We start from the raw sequence: 22,191 nt of genomic DNA on the forward strand, positions 1-22,191 counted from the left end.
AAAATATCGTAAGTGCAATTATCTGCCCCATCAACGACCTGTATATTCGGCATTAGCGTCCACCTCTCTTTCGTCCACCTGGATAAACATTATCATATCCACCACCGGGCTTTTGAACATCCCAGTGTGGTCCTCCATGCGCTCCAGATCCTGGCCCCGTCGGCACCCAAACATTGCCTTTGCTGTCTGGCCACCCATGGCCACGTCCATTCGGACTCCTGACCTTTTTTCCATCCCATTTTTTTGGACACACATAGCCGTCTTCAGGAGTAGGCATGCCTGGCGCCTGGGCATCATTATCACCATTTTCATTTGCATGCCATAGACCCTCAATCTGATTCGCCGCATTTCTATTAGCTTCTTGCCCAGCTGGCGTTGCATTATAGGCGCTCCATGCAAGCAAGCCCGCTAGCATTGCCTCGCAGCCACCTCCGGCACACAAAAATGGGATTGCTAGCCATGCTATCGTCCCGTTCGGATCTACATATGAAAGTGGATTTCCGCCTACATACGCATAGCTATTGTTTCCTCCAGCCAAACCGATAGGGTCCTCACCAACAAATCGCCCCCACTGCGTCCGATAATACCGCGCACGATAATAATATAGGCCATTGGCATCTTTTTCCCTTCCCGTGTACTGATAAGGATTTGTGTAAGCCGTGCTGCTCTGAGCGGTCGTGCCATACGGATCATAGTCATATCGCTGCACCGCGCTACCCGCCGCATTCGTCAGCAAGCGCGTGCTGCCCAGCTGGTCGGTCAGGAAGTACGTTCTGCCGCCGGTGTCGTTGCGTGCATAGCGCTGGTCGATGCCAAGCCCGGTCAGGATAGGGTTGACGGTGGTGCCTTGTGTCTCCTGCACCGTGTCCAGGCCGTCATACAAGTACTGCGTGCTCGTGCCACCCTCGGTTCTGGCCGTACGCCGTCCCAATGCGTCGTAGCTGAAGCTGGCAATCGTCGTGCCGCCTTGCTGGATCTCTTTCAGACGGTCGCGGTCGTCCCAGACGTAACTGCGACTGCCATCACTGAGCAGGTTGCCGTTGTCGTCGTAGTTCAGCGCGACGTTACTGGCCGTCGTCTGCCGGTTGTTGTCGTCGAAGCTGTTGCCGCTGCTAGCGGCCGGAAGGGTCTGCGGCGCATGGGTGCCGGTTTGTGCGACCAACTGACCCACCGTGTTGTAGCCGTAGCCTAGGCTTCCCAATGCCGCCTGCCCGGCCTTGCCCCAGGCCATGCCGGTGAGCTGGTCGGCATTGTTGTAGGTGTAGACCGTCTACACCTGGTTGGGCAAGGTCTGGGTGGTGAGGCGGTTGGCGTAAGCGTACAGCAGCTCATCAACTGGGTGATGCCTTTCAACCACTCGAAATCACCACAATATTCATAAAAATATAATCGAATTATTGATCACACACACTTACGCCACCCATTGGCAGATAAAGCCTTGATCATTATCCATATACGCAACTCAGAGATTCCCGTGCGAATAAACCGCATCTTTATCTATTTGATCTGCCAAACGATGACATGGCGATTTTTCTTCGAAAAATTTTAAACACTCCTTAACATAGCTGATCTTACGATCAATAGAAACACCTCTCCTCCATCCCTCATAGAGGGCATAAATAATCGCAAACGTCCTGGTGCCGCTTGAAGAATTACTCAGGCGCCCACCTAACTCTCGCCCCACTTGATCATCAAAACACTCAATGGGCAACAATGCGTAGTCGCTAGGCCTGAAATTCTCAACTCCATACAAATAGAGATCCACACGCTTCGCAGGAGGATACGAACAAACTCTTTTCATCATTTCATTAGTTGGCAAGCTCGAAACGCTTCTATATATAACTCCATCTCCATTATGTTCAGCGCAAGAAATACCTGACAACATAATTAAAGAAAATAACAACCTAGAACCTATCTTGGGCAGCCACATGAGGGTCCTCCCTGTCTAGCAATATCAGCCAATATCTTCTGCTCTGCATTAATCCCCTGCTTCTCGAAACCAATTGAGTCATGAGCATCTCCGCGATTACCGGTTTGAATTAACCCACTAAGACTCTGCAAGACATAAACAGAGATAAAAGTTGTTCCATACACCCCTTGTTGAACCGAATGGGTCACTTCATGCCCAAGTGTTGCAATACCGCTAGCAGTGTTGGGACGATCATTCTGAAGATAAATATTAGATCCAATCGTAATTCCATTAAAACCATCAACCACAAACCAAGGAAGACCTTCATGAACACGAGCGTCGGCAAGAGCGTCTTTTGGCAGATACGGCGACAATGCATCAATCTCGCAGGGGGTGAGCCTTCGACCTGGCTTAACGCCTTTGCTGCCCATTAATCCGAGCGGGTCAATACTATTGACAGGATTTCCGTCAACATAACCATACATATTAACCCCACCAGCAAGCTTTATGGGATCTTCACTGATAAATCTCCCCCACTGGGGTCGGTAATACCTTGCCCGATAATAATAAAGCCCGTTTAGGTCTTTTTCCCGCCCTGTGTACTGGTAAGGATTCGTGTAAGCCGTGCTGCTCTGCGTAGTCGTGCCATACGGATCGTACTCGTAACGCTGCACTGCGCTGCCCGCCGCATTCGTCAGCAAGCGCGTGCTGCCCAGCTGGTCGGTCAGGAAGTACGTTCTGCCGCCGGTGTCGTTGCGTGCATAGCGCTGGTCGATGCCAAGCCCGGTCAGGATAGGGTTGACGGTGGTGCCTTGTGTCTCCTGCACCGTGTCCAGGCCGTCATACAAGTACTGCGTGCTCGTGCCACCCTCGGTTCTGGCCGTACGCCGTCCCAATGCGTCGTAGCTGAAGCTGGCAATCGTCGTGCCGCCTTGCTGGATCTCTTTCAGACGGTCGCGGTCGTCCCAGACGTAACTGCGACTGCCATCACTGAGCAGGTTGCCGTTGTCGTCGTAGTTCAGCGCGACGTTACTGGCCGTCGTCTGCCGGTTGTTGTCGTCGAAGCTGTTGCCGCTGCTAGCGGCCGGAAGGGTCTGCGGCGCATGGGTGCCGGTTTGTGCGACCAACTGACCCACCGTGTTGTAGCCGTAGCCTAGGCTTCCCAATGCCGCCTGCCCGGCCTTGCCCCAGGCCATGCCGGTGACTTGGTCTGCGTTATTGTACGTGTAGACCGTTTGCACCTGATTAGGCTAGGTTTGCGTAGTCAGGCGATTGGCATTGTCGTAGGCGAAGCTCACCTTCTCGCTGCCTTGGGTGATGGCGGTCAGTCGGTCTCCGTTGTCGTAACCGTACACAACCTCTGCCTGCGTGGCCGCCTGCATCTTCGTGCGGCGCCCCGCCGCGTCATAGCCATACGTAACCGTCCCTTGCGGACTGTTGGCGGCAACGACTTGGTCGAAGTTGTCATAGCCCCAGCTCAACGTCGCCGACAGGCTATCCGCCAGCGCCACCATCCGGTTGCCCGCGTCGTAGCTGGCGGTCAACGTGCCGCCCATGCCGGGGTAGGTGGTCGTGGCGGGCCGACCCAGCGTGTCATAGGTGTAGGTGGTCACCCGGTTGCGCCGGTCTGTGTAGGTTTTTACCCGGTCCATCTTGTCGTAGGTCCAGCGCTCCACCTGACCCAGTGCGTCGGTGCGTGTTACGCGACGATCGCGCTCGTCATAGGTATATGTCACGCCGTTGCCGTGCGGCAGCAGGATTGCGGCCACGTTACCGTTGGCGTCGAAACCCGTCTGCACGGTATTCCCCAACGGATCGACTGACTTTACGGCTCGCCCCAGTCCGTCGTACTCCATTCGTGTGAGGTTACCCTGCACGTCCTGGGCGGCAATCATCCGCCCCAGCACGTCATAGCGGAAATGCACATTGCGACCGAGCGGATCGCTGATCTGGGTCAGGTCTTCGCCGGTCCAGATGAAGTTGGTAGTGTGATTCAAGGCATCAGTCAACGTGAGACGTTGCCCTGCGGCATTGCAGGTTGCTTTGGTGACTTTTCCCAGTGGGTTGGTGACCGACGTTAGGCACCGGCTGGTGTAGCCGAAGCTGGTCTTGTGGTTGAGCGGGTCTGTGATCGATGCGAGATCGCCATCGGCGTTGTAACCCAATGTTGTGGTGCGCGCTTCGGTGGTCCCTGCCATTACCTTGATCTGCGTCTTGCGACCGCTGCCATCGTAGGAATATTCGGTGCGCCGCCCAAGCGGATCGATTTGAGCAGTGATCTGCCCGCCGGCGCCGCGTTCGTAGGTGATGGTCTGGGCAAGGTCCGTACCATAGGCAGCAGTATCGGTCTTGGGATACAGGGTGGCGGGATCGAATGTCACGCGACGCTTGCTGCCGTCAGGCTTGGTGATCAATCTACCGAGCATATTGCCCTCGATATGGGCATAGTCGATGGTCAATACCCCACCGTCTGCCTGCATCTGCTTGACCACGCGACCGGTCCATGATCCGAGTCCCACGTCATCTTCAAACTCATTCCATAACACGCGTTGATTCTTGCCATCAAAGATTCCCTGCAAGCGCACCTGGGCTGGAATCATCAACGTTTTTTCACGCACCTTATAGGTGAAGCTACGTGTAGTCCCGTCGGGCCGCGTGACCTTACTGAGATACCCGTCGGAGTTATATGCGTAGGACCAACTACTGCCCAGAGGATCCTTGACGCTGCTGATTCGATTACTGCTGTCGTAGGCGATTGCAAGATAACGCCCATTCGCCGATATGATGCGCGAAACGAGGCCTGCATCGTAGACATAATCGACCCGGTTGCCGAACCGATCGGTGGTCCATTCAAGCTGATTCGGAGAGTACTGGTTGAAGTACATCTTGCTGCCGTCGCGCAATGCGAGCAGGTAGCCGTGCCCCGATGGAGTGCCTTGCGTGATAGTAGAACCCGCATACCCTGAAAGAGAGCCGGACTGCGCCCATTGGCCGGTTAGTCCACTTCCGGAGATGCGGCTGAAAACTATGGGTGCACCACTCGGAAGCACCAAGTGCAGCTGATTATAATCTCCAGTCGGCGAGTACAAGGTGTAACGAAAACCCGCAGCAGTTCCGATACCAAAATCACGCTTGAGAGTTTCCCGTGGCCTGTAGAAGCGAGTAATCGCAATAGGCGAGAGACCGCCCACCACTGCATCGGTCTCTTCGTAGGAAAACTCACCCGTGTAAAGATCGATCGGGTCACCTGCAGTAGCGCCCGCGCCACCGGCATCGCAATTACAACCGTCGCTGACGGGTGGCTTATCGGGCTCAGGAGGCGGGTTATTCGTGTCGACGCTATAACTTGCTCCCATTGCCTGATACAGGCCTACGCCGGCTTCTGGCGCAATACGCGTGCCATCGGATGTCACACGCCCCTTGCCATACACACGCCACCCCTCGGCTGGCTCATAGATCCAGAAGTTGGCTTGCGTGCCTGTAGGCAATTTGTCGTAATTGGGATACAGCACCTTGACGCCCTGCGCGGCTTGCGGCGTCAAGCCCTGGATCAGCGCGCCGCCTGGCTCAAGTGTGAAGTACATCGGGTAGTTGGCGGGCACCGGGAACGGAGCACGATTGACTGGCGTAGGCACGATCGCCAGCTCATTGACCAGACGACCCTTGCGATCGCGAATCACGGTACCGGCCGGGATATGAATCTGCAGACCGGGGATATCCGGATGGGTGACCACCACGTCCCGCTTCAATGGTGAGGCAATGCTTGTCTTATCGCGTGCACTGATCTGCGGCACGTACATCGTGTAAGGCAACCGGGTAAGCTCACCGGCCTTGAGATCTACGCCCACGACGAATTGGCCGTATTCGCGCCCGGCGATGTTGGCAGACGTGCCATCGACATAGAGCTCTTGCCGCCCTGTTGCGATACCCGTGAGCACAAACCGTCCCGTCGGGTCCGTGCGTGTTTTGTTCAACCCAACGCTAATCTCCACGCCAGCAAGAGGCCGACTATTGACCAGCAGCACTTGGCCGCTGACGCTGGTCAGCCCACTGGCCATGGCGGCAACTTCAAGCGCACTGATCGGCAAAGCCTCAGGCTGCGCGCCCTGGACACGCCAACGCGAATCGGTGCTGTCCTGGCCTGGCTGCCAGACGCCTTCAGTCAACGAGGACGACTTCTTGCAGGGTGATGGATGGTCAGTGCCGCATCCCATCAGAGCCGGATTCTTCGGGATGTCTTCACCTGCCTTGCCCACGTCCTTGGCGGTCGCGGTTTCCGCATCGACAGCACCGTCAAGCGCACGGGTCTTGAACTCAACGACAGATAGCGGCACACCTTTGCCATCCAGACCGTGCAGCCCCTGCGCCAGCACCGTGTAGCTGGTGTCCGGAAAGAGCGTGGTCCTGGGCTGGATGAAAACGAGCCGGCCGCCTTCCGCCGCTGATACGCGCGTATCCACCAGTCCCCCTGGCCCCATCAACGACACTGTCGTGTCCTTGACATCCGCGCCTCGCACCGGTCGCGTAAAACGCAGTGCGATGCGAGTGTCGGGGTCGGCTTGGGCCTCCCCTGTCGCTGGAAGCGATGCAGCCAGCGCGGCATCCGCCGATGCTGCCCAGTGCGGGTTGGCTGTAACAAACGTCTGAGTCACCGGGTCGAACAACAGATCGGTACGTGCACCGGCACTTGCTCTCATCCCTCCAGACAGGCGTACCTGGCCATCGGCCTGCAGGGTAGCGACCTGGCCAGTCCTGGCAGGCATGGCCAAGGTCACCACATGCTGGGTCTGGGGATTCCAGAGTTGAGCTTGCCCTGGACTCCCTAGACCGCCCGCCAGCAACAACTGACCATCTGTCAACACCGTCGCGCTATGTTGCGCACGTGGACTCACACCTGCCAGTGCAATGGGCTGCAGCCTATCTTGCTCGGGATCGATCAAATATCCGCCTGCACGCAGTGCGCCTTGTGCGCTTGCACCGCCCCAGATCAGCACCTGTCCATCGGCTAGCCGCGTCAGACTGGCGCCTATGCGTTGCTCAGGAAGCGTCCAGGAGCGAACTCGCTGTTGCTTGGCCTGTTTCGTCAAGACTATGGAAGTACCAGACGCTTCCAGACGTAGCGTCTGGTCGTCGCCAAGCGAAATCCGTTGAGCCACTGATGCATAGCCTGCCGCAGATGCATTCGCATTTGTCGCGGGAGTGCTCGCCAAGTTCGGTGACTGAGCCCAACTGGCGGAGCCAGTGCTCGATAAAGCAGCAAGCATGCCCAGGCTGGTGCTCCATAGCCAATGCTTCAGTGTCTTGTTGCCAGCTTCCATTTCGGCATCCTTGGAATCGCGTAGTACAGTCATTTCGATGAGGTGAGCGTCAGCTGCGTGCTGAGCGTCTCGCCGTAGTACGGGTCCACATATATCGTGTAAGTACCCGTTGCCGGCAGGCTAGACAGATTCAGTGTTGCTGCCGATGTCGCGCCGACGGAATTTAGATGAACGCCGTCCGGCTTATACACCGTGTAATACGCCATACGCTCTGCCGGTACCGTCGTCTGACCTGCCACCTGCAATGCCACCGTCTGACCTGCTGTACCCGCAAAACTCAACCGCCCGTTCTGACCGCGACGACCCAAGGTCAATGTCTGCACCTTGTCCGCCACCAATGTCCCGGCCACATCCGTCGACAAAGTGCTCTTGAAGCTCATCGTCTGGTTGCCGTTGTAAGGCGGCGTAACCACCACGCTGTAAGTTCCAGCGTCCAAGTTGACTAGGTTGGTCTGACAACTGCCAATGCTGGCAGAACAATTCTGGCTTGCGATACCCGCGCCATCAGCACGGTAAACCGTCAACGACACCGAGCTTGTCGTATTGGGCGTCACCAGATCGCTCAGTGCAAAGCCCATGTTCTGGCCAGCCGTTGCCGTAAAGGTCAAATAGACATTCTGACCAGGCACCGTCGTCGCAAAACTGCCACTGGCACCATTGGTCACCTGTCCACTGGTCGTCCCTGTGGCTAGCGTCAACTGTGCACTCAACGTCTCGCCGTAATACGGATCCACAAACACCGTATAGGTCCCTGTCATCGGCAGGTTCGGCAGATTCAACGTCGTAGCCGAGGTCGGCGCAGCAGAATTCCACGCCGTTCCGTCCGGCTTATACACCGTGTAATACGCCATACGCTCTGCCGGTACCGTCGTCTGACCTGCCACCTGCAACGCTACCGTCTGACCTGCTGTACCCGCAAAACTCAACCGCCCGTTCTGACCGCGACGACCCAAGGTCAATGTCTGCACCTTGTCCGCCACCAGTGTCCCGGTCACATCCGTCGACAAAGTGCTCTTGAAGCTCATCGTCTGGTCGCCGTTGTAAGGCGGCGTAACCACCACGCTGTAAGTTCCAGCGTCCAAGTTGACTAGGTTGGTCTGGCAACTGCCAATGCTGGCAGAACAATTCTGGCTTGCGATACCCGCGCCATCAGCACGGTAAACCGTCAACGACACCGAGCTTGTCGTATTGGGCGTCACCAGATCGCTCAGTGCAAAGCCCATGTTCTGGCCAGCCGTTGCCGTAAAGGTCAAATAGACATTCTGACCAGGCACCGTCGTCGCAAAACTGCCACTGGCACCATTGGTCACCTGTCCACTGGTCGTCCCTGTGGCTAGCGTCAACTGTGCACTCAACGTCTCGCCGTAATACGGATCCACAAACACCGTATAGGTCCCTGTCATCGGCAGGTTCGGCAGATTCAACGTCGTAGCCGAGGTCGGCGCAGCAGAATTCCACGCCGTTCCGTCCGGCTTATACACCGTGTAATACGCCATACGCTCTGCCGGTACCGTCGTCTGACCTGCCACCTGCAACGCTACCGTCTGACCTGCTGTACCCGCAAAACTCAACCGCCCGTTCTGACCGCGACGACCCAAGGTCAATGTCTGCACCTTGTCCGCCACCAGTGTCCCGGTCACATCCGTCGACAAAGTGCTCTTGAAGCTCATCGTCTGGTCGCCGTTGTAAGGCGGCGTAACCACCACGCTGTAAGTTCCAGCGTCCAAGTTGACTAGGTTGGTCTGGCAACTGCCAATGCTGGCAGAACAATTCTGGCTTGCGATACCCGCGCCATCAGCACGGTAAACCGTCAACGACACCGAGCTTGTCGTATTAGGCGTCACCAGATCGCTCAGTGCAAAGCCCATGTTCTGGCCAGCCGTTGCCGTAAAGGTCAAATAGACATTCTGACCAGGCACCGTCGTCGCAAAACTGCCACTGGCACCATTGGTCACCTGTCCACTGGTCGTCCCTGTGGCTAGCGTCAACTGTGCACTCAACGTCTCGCCGTAATACGGATCCACAAACACCGTGTAGGTCCCTGTCATCGGCAGGTTCGGCAGATTCAACGTCGTAGCCGAGGTCGGCGCAGCAGAATTCCACGCCGTTCCGTCCGGCTTATACACCGTGTAATACGCCATACGCTCTGCCGGTACCGTCGTCTGACCTGCCACCTGCAACGCCACCGTCTGACCTGCTGTACCCGCAAAACTCAGTCGCCCGTTCTGACCGCGACGACCCAAGGTCAATGTCTGCACCTTGTCCGCCACCAGTGCCCCGGTCACATCCGTCGACAAGGTGCTCTTGAAGCTCATCGTCTGGTCGCCGTTGTAAGGCGGCGTAACCACCACGCTGTAAGTTCCAGCGTCCAAGTTGACTAGGTTGGTCTGGCAACTGCCAATGCTGGCAGAACAATTCTGGCTTGCGATACCCGCGCCATCAGCACGGTAAACGGTCAACGACGCCGAGCTTGTCGTATTGGGCGTCACCAGATCGCTTAGTGCAAAGCCCATGTTCTGGCCAGCCGTTGCCGTAAACAAAATCCTCTTACTCTGTGCCGCGACAGAGAGAGATTGGGATAAGACAGAGCCATTGACTGCTAATAGTGGCGATTTTTCTACAGCCAGCTTCCAAGTGGCAGGCGCGCTGGAAGGACGCAATAGCAGCAAATAGGTTCCGCCAATCGAAATCCTTGGCAAGTGGACAGTTGGACTTGCCGCTGAAACCGAGCCGGAAGCAGTGCTGACATTCGTTGGACCATACGCGGTGTACTCGATTGTCAATGTCCCCAAGCCACTGAACTGCAGACTTGGAAAATCGCCCACAGCGGCGTCATACAACACAGCAACTGCCTTCCCAGTTGTGTTGACTGCCAAGGTCTGCGCGGCAGCATTAAGCCCTAGCCGCTTCACGGACTCAATAGTCGCAGTCTCGATGCCTGTGGGGGCCACCACCACGTCCTGACTGCTCGTGGCCGAACCGTAGGGCGTAATAATCGTAACCTTGCCGCTGCCCACCTTCGCCGGAACTGGAAAAGCGATCTGCGTATTAGACGAACTCGATGTAGCGACTGCCCGTCCATTGAGCAGCGTCGAGGTCTGCCCTACGACAGGTAACAATTGTTTACCCGCAATTGTAATCTGCTCACCGACTGCCACAAGAGTAGGAGCAACGGATGTGATCGTTGGAACCGCAGCAGCAGCATCAACGACGAAATTGACGGGACTTGCGGCTACGGCGGTGCCGACCGCAACTGAAACGGGTCCTGTGGTGGCGCCAGCGGGAACAGTGGCGGTTATCTCGTTGACGGTAGCGGCTACAGTCGTTGCCACCACACCGTTGAACTTAACCGCATTTTGCGTGGCTGTCGTACTAAAGCCCTGGCCCTTGATCTTAACGGCCGTGCCCGGAGCGCCACGCCCTGGACTGAATGTGAAGATTGCCAACTGACCAGCAGCGAATCGATCTACTGTGAGCAGATTGCCTATGCCGTCGTAGATGTATCGAGCACTAGACCCAACATCGTCACTAACCGCGACCAATTTGCCACTGCTGTCATAGACATAGTTGGTGGCTGAGGACGCCACGGACAAAAACATCAATAACGTCAGCAGGAGTAATTTACCTGCGCGCCAGAGGCCTAGTGGAGCCCTCATAGACCCGCGCACGTCCGTTGCTTGCTCGCGATGCGAGGTCAATCGCCCATCCATGAGGCTTCCTTTGATCCAACGAGCAGTCAGCTCGGGGCTAGATTTTTGTAGTTTATATTCATACTCTGTTCAATCTTTGAAATCAAGAAAAATGTCGCGAAGTGCCATCATCTTCCTCTCCTTGGCCGTCGCCCTTCCTTTGTTGGGAGTGAGCTGGCTGGCCGGATTGGATCTGGATCAAAGGAAAGCCCATCAAGCCAAAGCGGACCTGGGTGAGACTTTGTTCCGAGACACAACTCTCAGTGCAAATCGGACACTGGCCTGCAGTTCATGCCATGACCCCAGCAAGGCGTTTGCCCAAGACGTCGCGGTTCCCACTGTCTATGGTCAACGCACTGGCACCCGGAACGTGCCGAGCTTGCTAGACCTTCCTCACTTCACTCACTTCTTCTGGGATGGTCGTGAGGAGCGGCTGGACCAAGCAGCGGTGGCGGCCTTCACCAATCAGGCCGAAATGGCTCAACCCGATATGAGTGTGGTGATCAAGGCGGTGTCACAGAAGCCGGACTACCGAATACGGTTTAAAGCGGCATTTGGCAATGAGCGTGTCGACCAGGAACGGATCTCCAGTTCCATCTTGGCTTACCTGGCTTCTGTGACCACTGGCCGCAGCCGATACGATGCTTTTGTCGCGGGGAATACCGCTGCCTTGACAACGGCAGAGCGCCGCGGCCTGGATGTGTTCCGGGGGAAAGCCGAATGTTCCTCATGTCACGCATTGGAGGCAGCACCGGCCGCTTTCACGGACAATCAGTTTCACCATTCCAACGTCGGGATGGATCGGATGGCTGGGCAAGTGGGCACCACCATTGAATCCTTTAAAACCAAGCGCGAGCAGGGTGTCCCATTAGCTGCGCTAGTCTTGTCAGACCCAGACATTGCCGCATTGGGACGGTTTGCAATCAGCGGCCAAGGCAATGACTTGGCGGCCTACCGCACACCAACGCTACGCAACGTCACCCGCACGCCACCGTATATGCACGATGGTAGCGTTCGAAGCCTTGAAGAGGCGATCCAACGCGAGATCTATTACCGCAGCCTTGCTCGTGGCACACCTATCTCGCTGACTGCAGCAGAGCAACAGGATTTGCATGCATTCTTGCATGCACTGGAAGACCTACCAAACGACACGCGTTAAGATTTAGTGTCGACTTCGGCAGCAGCAGCGGGCCGGCTTGGCACCACATCAAACTCGCGCTGAACTACTTTTCCAGTCTTACCAAGCCGCGCTTCTAACAAGTGGCGCCCCTCAGACCAACGCTGAGTAGGCTTGAACTCGAAGTGCGCCGAATCACTATTCGCGGCTACCGGTTGAACCTTCTCACCTAGCACCTGGCCATTCTTTAGATCGATCAACCGCAGCGAAATAGATGGCACCTCAGACCCAGAATGGGTGACTGACACTGTGACTGAAATCGGTGAGTCAGGACCTACCGGCTCGGACCGGTTCTGGGTTGTGGCCCCGTTCCCCTTGGTCACCACCAGAATTTCCCGAATCTTTGCCGAACTCGCAGCTGCTAAAGGCGCTGTTGATGCTTGCGGCTCTTTTCCACCACTGCCCGCAGGCGCGGTGCAACTGCACAATGCGCCAGCCAACAAAACCAAAGTCCCTTTCATCAACAAATGCATGGCCGTTTCCTTTTGGCGAACCTGTCGCGGACAAAGCAAGGTTATCAGGAACCAGGGCTCCGCTGCATCTCAGCAAAGCATACGATTGTTCGAACAGACTCGTTGAGATTTGCTACTACTACGAGTCTGGCGAGACCATTGTCCTCTTAGCGTTCTGACTTACGCAGACGCCTCGCGCTAACCCACCAGCTCCGCTGCCTCGACGCTGTGCTCCCCACGTGCCGGCGATAACGCGGCGGCGACCATCGCCGCTGCAATCCGCTCGGCCGGATTGATGCGAAAACGACGTGGCAGGAGCGGGCCGAGCGCGCCAAGGACGACGCTGCCGATGTGCTCGCCGGTGCGGCGCTCTTCGCGTTCGCCGCCGATCAGGCCGGGGCGTACGAAGGTGAGCGAGGGGAAACCGATCTGGCGCAGATCGCGCTCCAGTTCGCCCTTGACGCGGCTGTAGAAAATGCGCGACTGCGCGTTGGCGCCGGCCGCCGAGTTCAGCACGAACACCGAGGTACCTTGTGCGCAGGCGGCGCGCGCGATGGCGAGCGGGTAATCGTGGTCGATACGATAGAACGCATCGCGCGAGCCGGCCTGTTTCATCGTGCTCCCCAACGCACAGATGGCCGCTTCCATGCGCGGTGCCGTCCAGTGCTCGAGCCGCTCGAAGTCGATCACCTGATTGCGCAACTTGGGATGGATCTGCGCCAGCGGCCGCCGCGTCATCGCCACTACGCCGGTGCACCGCGTATCGCCCAGCAATTGCTGCAGCACGTGCCTGCCGACCAGGCCGGTCGCCCCTGCCAACAAGACATCCATCAGGCCATCCTCGCCATCAGCGCGCTCCTTCGGAGACGATCCGCGCACTGCTGACAATGCGATCGCGCTCCACCGCCAATAGCGTCAGCGAATGCGCCGGGGCCTTCCATTCGCTGCCACCGGCCACCACACGGCCGCCGTGGCGCGCGGTGTCCACCAGCACGCGCCAATGTTCGTCATGCATGGCCGGCAGCGTAAACGACACCGCGGTAGAGGCGGCATTGATCAGCATCAGCAAGGTCACGTTGGCGGCAATCTCGCGCAGGCCGGTGGTCGGCGAGCGGCCATCCAGACGCAGCATCAACGCGCGCGCTTCCGGGTCGTGCCAGGCGGCTTCATCCATCTCGGTGCCGTTGGGCGCCAGCCAGGTCAGATCCTTCAGGCCCAGCGCCTCGTCGAACTTGCCGTCGAAGAAACGCGCGCGATGCAACAGCGGGTAGCGCTGCCGAATACGAATCAACCGGCGCACGAATGCGGCCTGGTCGGCGGCGGCGGCCTTGGTGGCAGCGGTCCAGTCGATCCAGGTCAACTCGTTGTCCTGGCAATACGCGTTGTTGTTGCCGTTCTGGCTGTGGCCGAACTCATCGCCGGCCAGCAGCATCGGCGTGCCCTGCGACAACAGCAAGGTGGCGAGCAGGTTGCGCATCTGCTGGCGACGCAGCTGCTTGATCGCCGGGTCGTTGGTCTCGCCTTCCACGCCATAGTTGGAAGAGATGTTGTGGTCGCTGCCGTCCCTGCCGTCTTCGCCATTGGCGAGGTTGTGCTTGGTTTCGTAGCTGACCAGGTCGCGCAGGGTGAAGCCGTCATGCGCGGTGACGAAATTGACCGATGCGGTGGGGCGGCGGCCGCTGTGATTGAACAGGTCCGCAGAGCCGGTGAGGCGCGTGGCCAACTCGGCCAGCTGGCCGCTGTCGCCGCGCCAGAAGGCGCGCACGTTGTCGCGGAACTTGTCGTTCCATTCCACCCAGCCGGGCGGGAAATTGCCCACCTGATAACCGCCGGGGCCGATATCCCACGGCTCGGCAATCAGCTTGGTCTGGCTGAGCACCGGATCCTGGCGCACCGCATCCAGGAAACTGCCGGACGGATCGAAGCCATAGCGTTCGCGGCCCAGGATGCTGGCCAGATCGAAACGGAAGCCGTCCACGTGCATCTCCTGCACCCAGTAACGCAGTGAATCCATCACCATACGCAGCGCGCCGACATTGGTGAGGTCGAAGGTGTTACCGGTGCCGGTGTCGTTGATGTAGAAGCGGCGATCGTCGGCCAGGCGGTAATAGCTGGCGTTGTCGATGCCCTTGAACGAGAGCGTGGGCCCGAGCTCGTTGCCTTCGGCGGTGTGGTTGTAGACCACGTCCAGCAGCACTTCCAGGCCGGCGTGGTGCAGGCGCGCCACCATCTGCTTGAACTCGGCCACCGTGCGCGTGGACATGTAACGCGCCTGCGGGGCAAAAAAGCCCAGCGTGTTGTAGCCCCAGTAATTGCGCAGGCCTTTTTCCAGCAGATATTGATCGTCCACGAACGCATGCACCGGCAGCAATTCCACTGCGGTGACGCCGAGCGAACTGATGTGGTCGATCAATTCGTCGGTTTTCAGCGCCGAAAAGGTGCCGCGCTCTTCCGGCGGCACCGCCGGATGCAGCATGCTCAGCCCGCGCACGTGCGCTTCGTAGATCACCGTGCGGTTCCAGGGCGTCTGCGGCGGGCGGTCCTGGCCCCAGGTGAAGGCCGGGTCGATCACGGCGGATTTGGGCATGAACGCGGCGCTGTCGCGGCGGTCGAAGCTCAGGTCCTTGTCGCGATGGCCGATGATGTAGCCGAACAGGTGCGGCGCCCATTTGAGTTCGCCAACGATCTGCTTGGCGTACGGGTCCAGCAGCAATTTGTTGTGGTTGAAGCGGTGCCCGGCATCGGGCGCATATGGCCCGTGCACGCGGTAGCCATACAACTGGCCGGGCCGTGCGTCGGGCAGATAACCGTGCCAGACCTCGTCGGTGTATTCGGGGAGCGCAATGCGCTCCTGTTCGCGGCCACGTTCGTCGAACAGACACAGCTCCACCCGGGTGGCATTGCGCGAATACAGCGCGAAGTTGACGCCCAACCCATCCCAGGTGGCACCGAGCGGGTTGGGACGGCCTTCGCGAATGCGCGAGCGCTGGGTGAACTTGCGAGTGGCCATCGGTGACTCCTTAGAACGGTGAACGCAAACGGTGCGCGATTTTGCACTGGCGGCGCAGTCCGCAGCACACGGGCCGGCGCGCAGCAGGCCGGCCCATGCACGCTGCCAGACGCGCCGTTACTGGCGTGCAGCGATCGGGGTGGCCGCGTATTCGGCGGCCTGTTCGGCGGCGCGCTCCTCGGCCTCCACCAACCGCTCGGCCATGGCCCAATGGCGGTCCGCGTGCCCGTCCGGGCGGCCCTCCGCCTCCCAAATCTCCCGTGCCAACTGGGCAAGCCGCGCCTGCCGTTCCATGTCATTCATTGCGTACGTTTCTCTCAGGGGTCAATTTTCTTGGGACAACAACACTGCCACCGGCGCACGTGCAAACAGCGTGGATAGCGCCACGCGGCCGTGCTGCGACTGCAGCGTGCTGCCATCGAGCACATTACGGTATGTGCCCTCGCCCAATGCCAACGACGCCTGACCCCAGGTGGCAGGCGCCACCAGCAACGGCAGATCGCCCTCGCCCTCGACGCCGGCGCCCAGCCGCGTGACGGCCACCACCAGCGACTGACCGCGATACTGGCGACGGAATGCCAGCACCTGCGCATCGCCGCTGACCGCCACGTTCAAGGGTTGGTAGTCGCCCTTCGCAAATAGCGCTGGAAATTCGCGGCGCAACTGCAGCAACAGCGCCGTCAGGCGCGCCTTGACCGCGCCATCGCGCCAGCTGCGCAGCAACCCGGAGAAGTCGCGCGCCTGCTGCAGCCACTGCTGGCGCTGGACGTAATCCACCGGACGGCGGTTGTCCGGATCCACCAGCGACAGATCCCAGCCTTCGGTCCCCTGGTACAGGTCGGGCACGCCGGGCACGGTCAGGCGCAAGGTGGTTTGCACCAGGCTGTTGCGCGCGCCGGCGGCGGCGATGTAGCTGCTTGCGCGCAGCAGCGCGCGCCGCAGCGGCAGCCCGGCGCGGCTGCACAGCACCTGCTCCACGGTGGCCTGCACGGCGTGCTCATAGGCCGGCGAGCCGTCGGTCCAGCTGGTGTGCAGCTTGGCTTCGCGCACCGCCTTGAGCAGCCATTGCGCGATGCGCTCGGCGTAGCCGGCAAGCGGCTCGGTCTGGTCGGCGCCCAGGCCGATCGGCCAGGCCGCCACCAGGGTCTGCCACAACATCTGCTGGTCGCCCCCGGCCAGGGCCGGCGATTCCAGCGCGTCGGCCAGCGCATCGAACTGGGCGCTCTGCTCGACCCACCAGCGCGGTTGCTCGGACAACACCGCCAGCCGCATGCGCAGGTCTTCGCCACGCTTGTGGTCGTGGGTGGCGGTGGCCAGCAACGCGCGCGGGTAATGCTTGGCGCGCTCGAGATTCTGCGCGTGGAACTCGGCCGCTTCGTTGGCGAAATGGGTCGGGTGGCTGCCGACCTCGTTGCGCGACAGCAGCACGCCGTGCCGGTAGAACGCGGTGTCCTCCACCGACTTGGCATTGAGCGGTGCGGACAGCTGCTCCACGCGACGGCGCAGGATGCGCCGCAAGGCGATCTGCGCACGGTCTGCGCCGGCATCGTCGAGCAACCACCGCTCGATCGCATCCACGGCCGCCACGATCGATTCCGGCATCCCCTCGCGCGCCTTTGCAGCGGTCGCGCGCAATCGCTCCGCTTCGCTGCCGGTGACGCCCTTGGCGCCGGCATAGGTGCGGTACACCGGGAACCAGCGCAGCAGCACGCACAAGCCGCGCGCCAGCATCTGCGGGCTGAACTCGCGCGTGGGCGGATCCAGCCGCGCCAACGCCGACAACGCACCCACGGCGCGATTGAATTCGCTCTGCAGCGGGCCACGCAGGATTTCGTCGCGGGCGGTGCGTTCTTCCTGCGCGAAATCGCCGCTGCGCCCGCTCACCTTCTGCCAGGCACGGACCAATGGCCGGAAGCCGGCCGCATCGTGCAACAGCCCGCCCACCTGGTCCATGAAGTCGTAACCGGTGGTGCCATCGCACGGCCAGTCGGCCGGCAGGTGCTCGCCCGGTGCGAGGATCTTTTCCAGGTACAGGCCCAGCGTGCCGGGCTTGAGCCCACGCGTGCGGCCAGCCGCATCCAGCCGGCTGCGCAGCTTGCGCACATAGCCGGTGGGGTCGGTCAGCCCGTCCACGTGGTCGATGCGCAAGCCGTCCAGATGGCCTTCGGCCACCAGCCGCAGCGGCAACGCGTGCACCGCGTCGAACACCGCCGGCAATTCCACCCGCAAGGCCACCAGCGAGGTGATATCGAAGAAGCGGCGGTAGTTGAGCATGTCGTTGCCCACGCGCCACCAGTTCAGGCGATACGGCTGGCGTTCGATCAACATGTGCAGGCGGCCGTCGCCGCGTTTGGCGCCGTCGTTGTAGTCGCGCAGCCACTGCGCACGTGCGCCCTTTTCGGGGATGTCCAGCGTCTGCGGACGAATCGGGTAACGCTGGTCGTAATGCGCCAACGCCGCGCTGCCGTCGTCTTCGATCACCAGCGTGATCAGGCCTTCGGCCAGCGCTGTCGCATACGGGCGATCCAGCACCGCCAGCCACAGCTTGCCGTCGCGCCCGGGCGCGCGCCAGTCGATGTCGAACCAGTCGGCGTGCCTGGCACTGCGGCCATTGCGCAGCACATCCCACCACCACGCATTCTGCGCATGCGTGGCCATGTGGTTGGGCACGATGTCGGCGATCAGACCCATGCCGTGTTCGCGCGCGGCCTGCGAGAGCGCCACCAGGGCGTCTTCGCCGCCGAGTTCGGGATTGACCACGGTGGGGTCGATATTGTCGTAGCCGTGCGTGGAGCCCGGCACGGCCGTGCCGATCGGCGACAGGTACAGGTGACTGATACCCAGGCCTGCGTAGTACGGCACCTGCGCGAGCGCATCGTGCAGGGTGAAGCCGGCATGCAGCTGCAGGCGGGCGGTAGCGCGAAGATCGATCATGGATGCGGTTCCGAAACGGCCGCGACGCGACGCGCCTCGGCAAAGCCGTGCAGCGCCGAACTCAGGCGCGCATGCGGCAAGGGATCGGGCAGGCGTCGACGCCAGTTGGGATGCACTTCGACGGTGCCCGGCAGGTTGGGTTGTTCGTCCAGGGCCAGCGCGTCTTCCACCGGCAACAAGGCCAGCGGCGAGACACTGGTGGCGGTGAAGCGCAATGCGCCCAGCAGCGGGTCGCGCGCACTGCTCAGGCCGGCAAGTTCGACAGCGGCATCCAGCCGTGCCACGTCCTTGTTGCGCGCGGCCGCATCGTCGCTGGCCTGCGCGGGCTGGATCAGTTCCAGCTTGCGCCGCCAGTCGATATCGCGGCCGGTGCGCCAGCCGGTGAGCGTGGGCAGATCGTGCGTGGTAGTGGTGGCGATCGCATCCGGCCGCCACAGCGCCGGCGAGACGAATGCGCCGTCGTCGTTGCGCGTGAACATCAACACATCGATGCCCATCACTCCACGCTGCGAGAGTTCTTCGCGGATACCCGGCGGCACCACGCCCAGGTCCTCGCCGATGACGATCGCCCGGTGCCGCCACGATTCCAGCGCCAGCAGGTTGAGCAGATCGTGCAGCGGATAAGCCAGATACGCACCTTCATTGGAGCTGGCGCCATCGGGGACCACCCATAGCCGCATCAGGCCCAGGATGTGGTCGATGCGGATGCCGCCGCGGTCGCGCAGCACCGCACGCAGCAGCGCGATATACGGCGCGTAGCCGCTGCGCCGCAGCGCCGTGGGCGAATACGCCCCGATGCCCCAATGCTGGCCATCGGCATTGAAGGCATCCGGCGGCGCGCCCAACACCAGCCCGCGCAATACGGTGTCGGCCGCCGCTGCGGCTTCGGCGCCGTTGGGGTCGAAGCCCACCGCCAGATCGGCGATCAAACCGATCTTCATGCCGCGCTCGTGCGCCTCGCGCTGCGCATCGGACCAGCTGCGCGCCGCCAGCCATTGCGTGAACACATGCAGCTGCGGATCGTTGTCGCCGAAATCCTGCGCAGCAAAGCGTGCAAAGCCCTCCAGCGCCGCGCCGCCTGCGTTGCGGAAGGCGACCAGATCGGCATGATCGGGCGAAACGCGCGTGTACAACTGGCGCAGCAATTCCCACTTGGCGTGCGCCGAGGCCTGCCAATCGATCAATGCAGCGTTATGCAAGCCATCGAAACGTTCGCGCAGGCCGGGCACCGCGTTGATCGCATCCAGCGCCAGTTCGCCCAGGATGCGCACCGGCGCGGCATGCAAGGGATCGAGAAAGCGCCGATCGCTGGGCGAATACGGGCTGTAGCCGCCGCTCACCGGGCGCGCGGCGTGCACCGGACTCAATGCCAGGGCGTCGGCGCCGGCCAAGGCCGCGTGCCGCAACCATTCCACCGTGCCGGCGGCATCGCCGATACCGCCGTCATCCAGGCTGCGTGCCGAATACACCTGCAGCGCCATGCCCCAGGCACGCGGCGATGGCTGGCCACAGGCATCGGCCACGCTGAAGCAACGTGGCGGCGCCACGGCCACCTGCTGGGTGATCGCGCCGATCTGCAGCGTCCAGTAACTGAAACGCTGCGGCGCGCGCACCTGCCCTTGCGCATCGGCACGCGCGTCTTCGCTGGCGCCGCTGTCGTCGCTCCAGCGGCCACTGGCGTGTGCCGCCACGCGCAACGGCAGCGTCTGGCCCACCTGCACCGTCAGCAGCGGCGCCGGCTCGTCGGCCTGCGCCTGGCAGCGGCGCAGGCTGTCGGCGCGCTGCGCCGCGGTGGCGGCCGGCAGTTCCAGCGCGCTGAGCACCGCATGCACCGATTGCTCGGAGACCTGCCGCGGCTGGTCGCTGGCATCCACCCAATCCACCATCACCCCGGCCGCGGCGGCCAGGGTGTTGAGATCATCCCCGCCCGGATCGCGCGTACTCATGCCTGCGCCTCGTGCCAGGCGATGAAGCCGTCGACCGGTAGTTCCCGCGCATCGGCAGCCACGTTTTCGACATGCGCCACGCGTCCGCGCAGCGGCGGCAACGGCACCGGCTGGGTGCCGACATTGAAGGCGATATGCCACAGCCCGCCCGGCAGCTCCCAGGTGGCGGCCACCGCGCCATCGGCAAGCACGCTGGCACGCACGGCGCGCGCCTGCGCCAGGCCCGGCACCAGCCACTGACGACGCACGTCCAGCAGCGCCGTGAACCAGCTTGCCCACTGCGCGCCGTCGCCATGCGCGGCATCGGCGATCGGCGCACGCGATGCCGCGAACGTGGCATGGCTGTTCGGATCGGGAATGGTGGCGCGCTGGGCCTCATCGGCAAACGCGGCGAAGTGCGCGAACTCCTTGCGGCGGCCTTCGCGCACCGCATCGTCCAACGGTGGGCCGAAGTCGGTGAAGAACAGGAACGGTTGCTTGGCGCCCCACGGTTCGCCCATGAAAAACAGCGGAATCATCGGCGTCAATGCGGTCAGCGCCAACGCCGCGCGCAAGCGTTGCGGCGACACCAGCACGCTCAGCCGCTCGCCGCGGGCGCGGTTGCCGATCTGGTCGTGATTCTGCGCAAACACCACGAATTTGTGCGGCGGCAAGGCGCCACTGGGTTCGCCCCGCACATGCCCGCGCGGGTCCGGCTCGCCCTGATAGGCGAACCCTTCGCCCAGCACGCGCGCCAGGTGCTCGGTCGGCTTGTCGGCGAACGCGGCGTAATAGCCTTCCTCTTCGCCAGTGAGCAGCACATGCAGCGCGTTATGGAAGTCGTCGTCCCACTGCGCGGTATAGCCACGCTGCAGTTGCGAGGCCTGATTGGCCTCGTTTTCCAGCACCAGATGCACATGCCGCCCGGCCGGCAGGCTGGCCTCGACGGTCTCGCGCAAGGTATCCAGGAACGCGTTGGGCGATATCGCATGCACCGCATCCAGGCGCAGGCCGTCGAAACCGTATTCGTGCAGCCACATCAGCGCGTTGTCGAGAAAATACCGCTGCACCGGCGGCTTGCGGAAATCGATCGCTGCGCCCCATGGGGTGGGCTTGTCCTCGTTGAAGAACGGCGCAGCATAGCTGTGCAGGTAATTGCCGTCCGGGCCGAAGTGGTTGTAGACCACGTCCAGCAACACCATCAGGCCATGCCCGTGCGCGGCATCGATCAGCGCCTTCAGTTCGTCCGGTGTGCCATACGCCTCCACCGGTGCATACGGCAGCACGCCGTCGTAGCCCCAGTTGTGCGCGCCGGGAAACGCGCTCAACGGCATCAGTTCGATGGCGGTGATGCCCATCGCCGCCAGCTGCGGCAGTTGCGCCTGCACACCGGCATAGCCGCCGCAGGTGCCGACATGCACTTCGTAGATCACTGCCTCGTCCCACGGCCGTCCCTGCCACTGGGCGTTTTGCCAGGCATAGCCGTCGGTTGGCTGTACCGCGCTGGGGCCGTGCACGCCTTCGGGCTGCCAGCGCGAGGCCGGGTCCGGGACCGGCTCAGCGCCGTCGACGCTATAGCGGTAACGCGCATTGGCAGCGCAGTCGATGACGGCGCTGAAAAAACCGTCCTGTCCCGCCTGCAGCGCGCGGCGCGCGCCGTCGTCGAAGACCACGTCCACGCTCTTGGCTGCTGGAGCCCAGAGCGCAAAGCGCACCTGTCCCTCACCCGCCGGCCAGGCGCCCCAGGCCGGTGTGATTGCATTGCGCTGGTTCATCG

The 22,191-nt window shown here is 61.2% G+C and carries 13 protein-coding genes; 1 reads left to right on the forward strand and 12 read right to left on the reverse strand.

Annotated elements, in window-relative coordinates; translation table 11 throughout:
* Positions 1–52 precede the first annotated feature (52 nt).
* The 5 genes from AC1POX_RS19855 to AC1POX_RS19875 form a co-directional block, all read right to left on the reverse strand.
* Positions 53–1,231 (reverse strand): RHS repeat-associated core domain-containing protein, encoded by a 1,179-nt coding sequence (locus AC1POX_RS19855; protein WP_372356508.1) that lies wholly within the window; start codon positions 1,229–1,231, stop codon positions 53–55.
* A 231-nt stretch (positions 1,232–1,462) separates the two neighbouring features.
* Positions 1,463–1,930, reverse strand: a complete 468-nt coding sequence (locus tag AC1POX_RS19860; protein ID WP_372356509.1) for a hypothetical protein — start codon at positions 1,928–1,930, stop codon at positions 1,463–1,465.
* Positions 1,912–3,105, reverse strand: coding sequence for an RHS repeat domain-containing protein (locus tag AC1POX_RS19865; RefSeq protein ID WP_372356510.1), 1,194 nt, complete (start codon positions 3,103–3,105; stop codon positions 1,912–1,914). The genes AC1POX_RS19860 and AC1POX_RS19865 overlap by 19 nt, the downstream gene beginning before the upstream one ends.
* A 54-nt stretch (positions 3,106–3,159) precedes the next feature.
* Positions 3,160–7,227, reverse strand: a complete 4,068-nt coding sequence (locus tag AC1POX_RS19870) for a DUF6531 domain-containing protein (protein WP_372356511.1) — start codon at positions 7,225–7,227, stop codon at positions 3,160–3,162.
* Between the two features lie 29 nt (positions 7,228–7,256).
* Complete coding sequence (locus AC1POX_RS19875; RefSeq protein ID WP_481108592.1) at positions 7,257–10,937, reverse strand: IPT/TIG domain-containing protein; 3,681 nt, start codon at positions 10,935–10,937, stop codon at positions 7,257–7,259.
* Here AC1POX_RS19875 and AC1POX_RS19880 point away from each other — a divergent pair.
* Positions 10,936–12,075 carry a cytochrome-c peroxidase gene (locus AC1POX_RS19880; RefSeq protein ID WP_372356513.1) on the forward strand — a complete coding sequence of 380 codons (1,140 nt, stop codon included), beginning with the start codon at positions 10,936–10,938 and terminating at the stop codon, positions 12,073–12,075. The two genes, AC1POX_RS19875 and AC1POX_RS19880, sit on opposite strands and share 2 nt — an antisense overlap.
* On the opposite strand, the gene AC1POX_RS19885 is transcribed toward AC1POX_RS19880, so the two are convergent.
* The 7 genes from AC1POX_RS19885 to treZ all read right to left on the reverse strand — a co-directional run bounded on the left by AC1POX_RS19885 (position 12,072) and on the right by treZ (position 22,189).
* A complete protein-coding gene (locus AC1POX_RS19885; RefSeq protein ID WP_277574531.1) occupies positions 12,072–12,566 on the reverse strand; it encodes a hypothetical protein in 495 nt (164 codons plus the stop codon). The genes AC1POX_RS19880 and AC1POX_RS19885 overlap by 4 nt on opposite strands.
* Before the next feature lie 177 nt (positions 12,567–12,743).
* Positions 12,744–13,376, reverse strand: coding sequence for an NAD(P)H-binding protein (locus tag AC1POX_RS19890; RefSeq protein ID WP_218561053.1), 633 nt, complete (start codon positions 13,374–13,376; stop codon positions 12,744–12,746).
* A 16-nt stretch (positions 13,377–13,392) separates the two neighbouring features.
* Positions 13,393–15,555, reverse strand: a complete 2,163-nt coding sequence (gene glgX, locus AC1POX_RS19895; RefSeq protein WP_008575501.1) for a glycogen debranching protein GlgX — start codon at positions 15,553–15,555, stop codon at positions 13,393–13,395.
* A gap of 117 nt (positions 15,556–15,672) precedes the next feature.
* Complete coding sequence (locus AC1POX_RS19900) at positions 15,673–15,858, reverse strand: DUF2934 domain-containing protein (RefSeq protein WP_008575499.1); 186 nt, start codon at positions 15,856–15,858, stop codon at positions 15,673–15,675.
* A gap of 21 nt (positions 15,859–15,879) precedes the next feature.
* Entirely contained in the window at positions 15,880–18,489 is a 2,610-nt protein-coding gene (gene treY, locus AC1POX_RS19905) for a malto-oligosyltrehalose synthase (RefSeq protein ID WP_372356514.1), read from the reverse strand.
* On the reverse strand, positions 18,486–20,435 hold the full coding sequence (locus AC1POX_RS19910) for a 4-alpha-glucanotransferase (protein ID WP_372356515.1): 1,950 nt from the start codon (positions 20,433–20,435) through the stop codon (positions 18,486–18,488). The genes treY and AC1POX_RS19910 overlap by 4 nt, the downstream gene beginning before the upstream one ends.
* On the reverse strand, positions 20,432–22,189 hold the full coding sequence (gene treZ, locus AC1POX_RS19915) for a malto-oligosyltrehalose trehalohydrolase (protein WP_218489135.1): 1,758 nt from the start codon (positions 22,187–22,189) through the stop codon (positions 20,432–20,434). Before treZ ends, AC1POX_RS19910 begins: the two co-directional genes overlap by 4 nt.
* Between the last annotated feature and the right edge of the window lie 2 nt (positions 22,190–22,191).

Source organism: Xanthomonas sp. NCPPB 3442, assembly GCF_056725145.1.

Bases quoted from the DNA above. Each gene is read 5' to 3' on its own strand.
- AC1POX_RS19855 (WP_372356508.1), bottom strand. From the start codon at position 1,231: ATGGCCTGGGGCAAGGCCGGGCAGGCGGCATTGGGAAGCCTAGGCTAC.
- AC1POX_RS19860 (WP_372356509.1), bottom strand. From the start codon at position 1,930: ATGTGGCTGCCCAAGATAGGTTCTAGGTTGTTATTTTCTTTAATTATG.
- AC1POX_RS19865 (WP_372356510.1), bottom strand. From the start codon at position 3,105: ATGGCCTGGGGCAAGGCCGGGCAGGCGGCATTGGGAAGCCTAGGCTAC.
- AC1POX_RS19870 (WP_372356511.1), bottom strand. From the start codon at position 7,227: ATGGAAGCTGGCAACAAGACACTGAAGCATTGGCTATGGAGCACCAGC.
- AC1POX_RS19880 (WP_372356513.1), top strand. From the start codon at position 10,936: ATGAGGCTTCCTTTGATCCAACGAGCAGTCAGCTCGGGGCTAGATTTT.
- AC1POX_RS19875 (WP_481108592.1), bottom strand. From the start codon at position 10,937: ATGGATGGGCGATTGACCTCGCATCGCGAGCAAGCAACGGACGTGCGC.
- AC1POX_RS19885 (WP_277574531.1), bottom strand. From the start codon at position 12,566: ATGCATTTGTTGATGAAAGGGACTTTGGTTTTGTTGGCTGGCGCATTG.
- AC1POX_RS19890 (WP_218561053.1), bottom strand. From the start codon at position 13,376: ATGGATGTCTTGTTGGCAGGGGCGACCGGCCTGGTCGGCAGGCACGTG.
- glgX (WP_008575501.1), bottom strand. From the start codon at position 15,555: ATGGCCACTCGCAAGTTCACCCAGCGCTCGCGCATTCGCGAAGGCCGT.
- AC1POX_RS19900 (WP_008575499.1), bottom strand. From the start codon at position 15,858: ATGAATGACATGGAACGGCAGGCGCGGCTTGCCCAGTTGGCACGGGAG.
- treY (WP_372356514.1), bottom strand. From the start codon at position 18,489: ATGATCGATCTTCGCGCTACCGCCCGCCTGCAGCTGCATGCCGGCTTC.
- AC1POX_RS19910 (WP_372356515.1), bottom strand. From the start codon at position 20,435: ATGAGTACGCGCGATCCGGGCGGGGATGATCTCAACACCCTGGCCGCC.
- treZ (WP_218489135.1), bottom strand. From the start codon at position 22,189: ATGAACCAGCGCAATGCAATCACACCGGCCTGGGGCGCCTGGCCGGCG.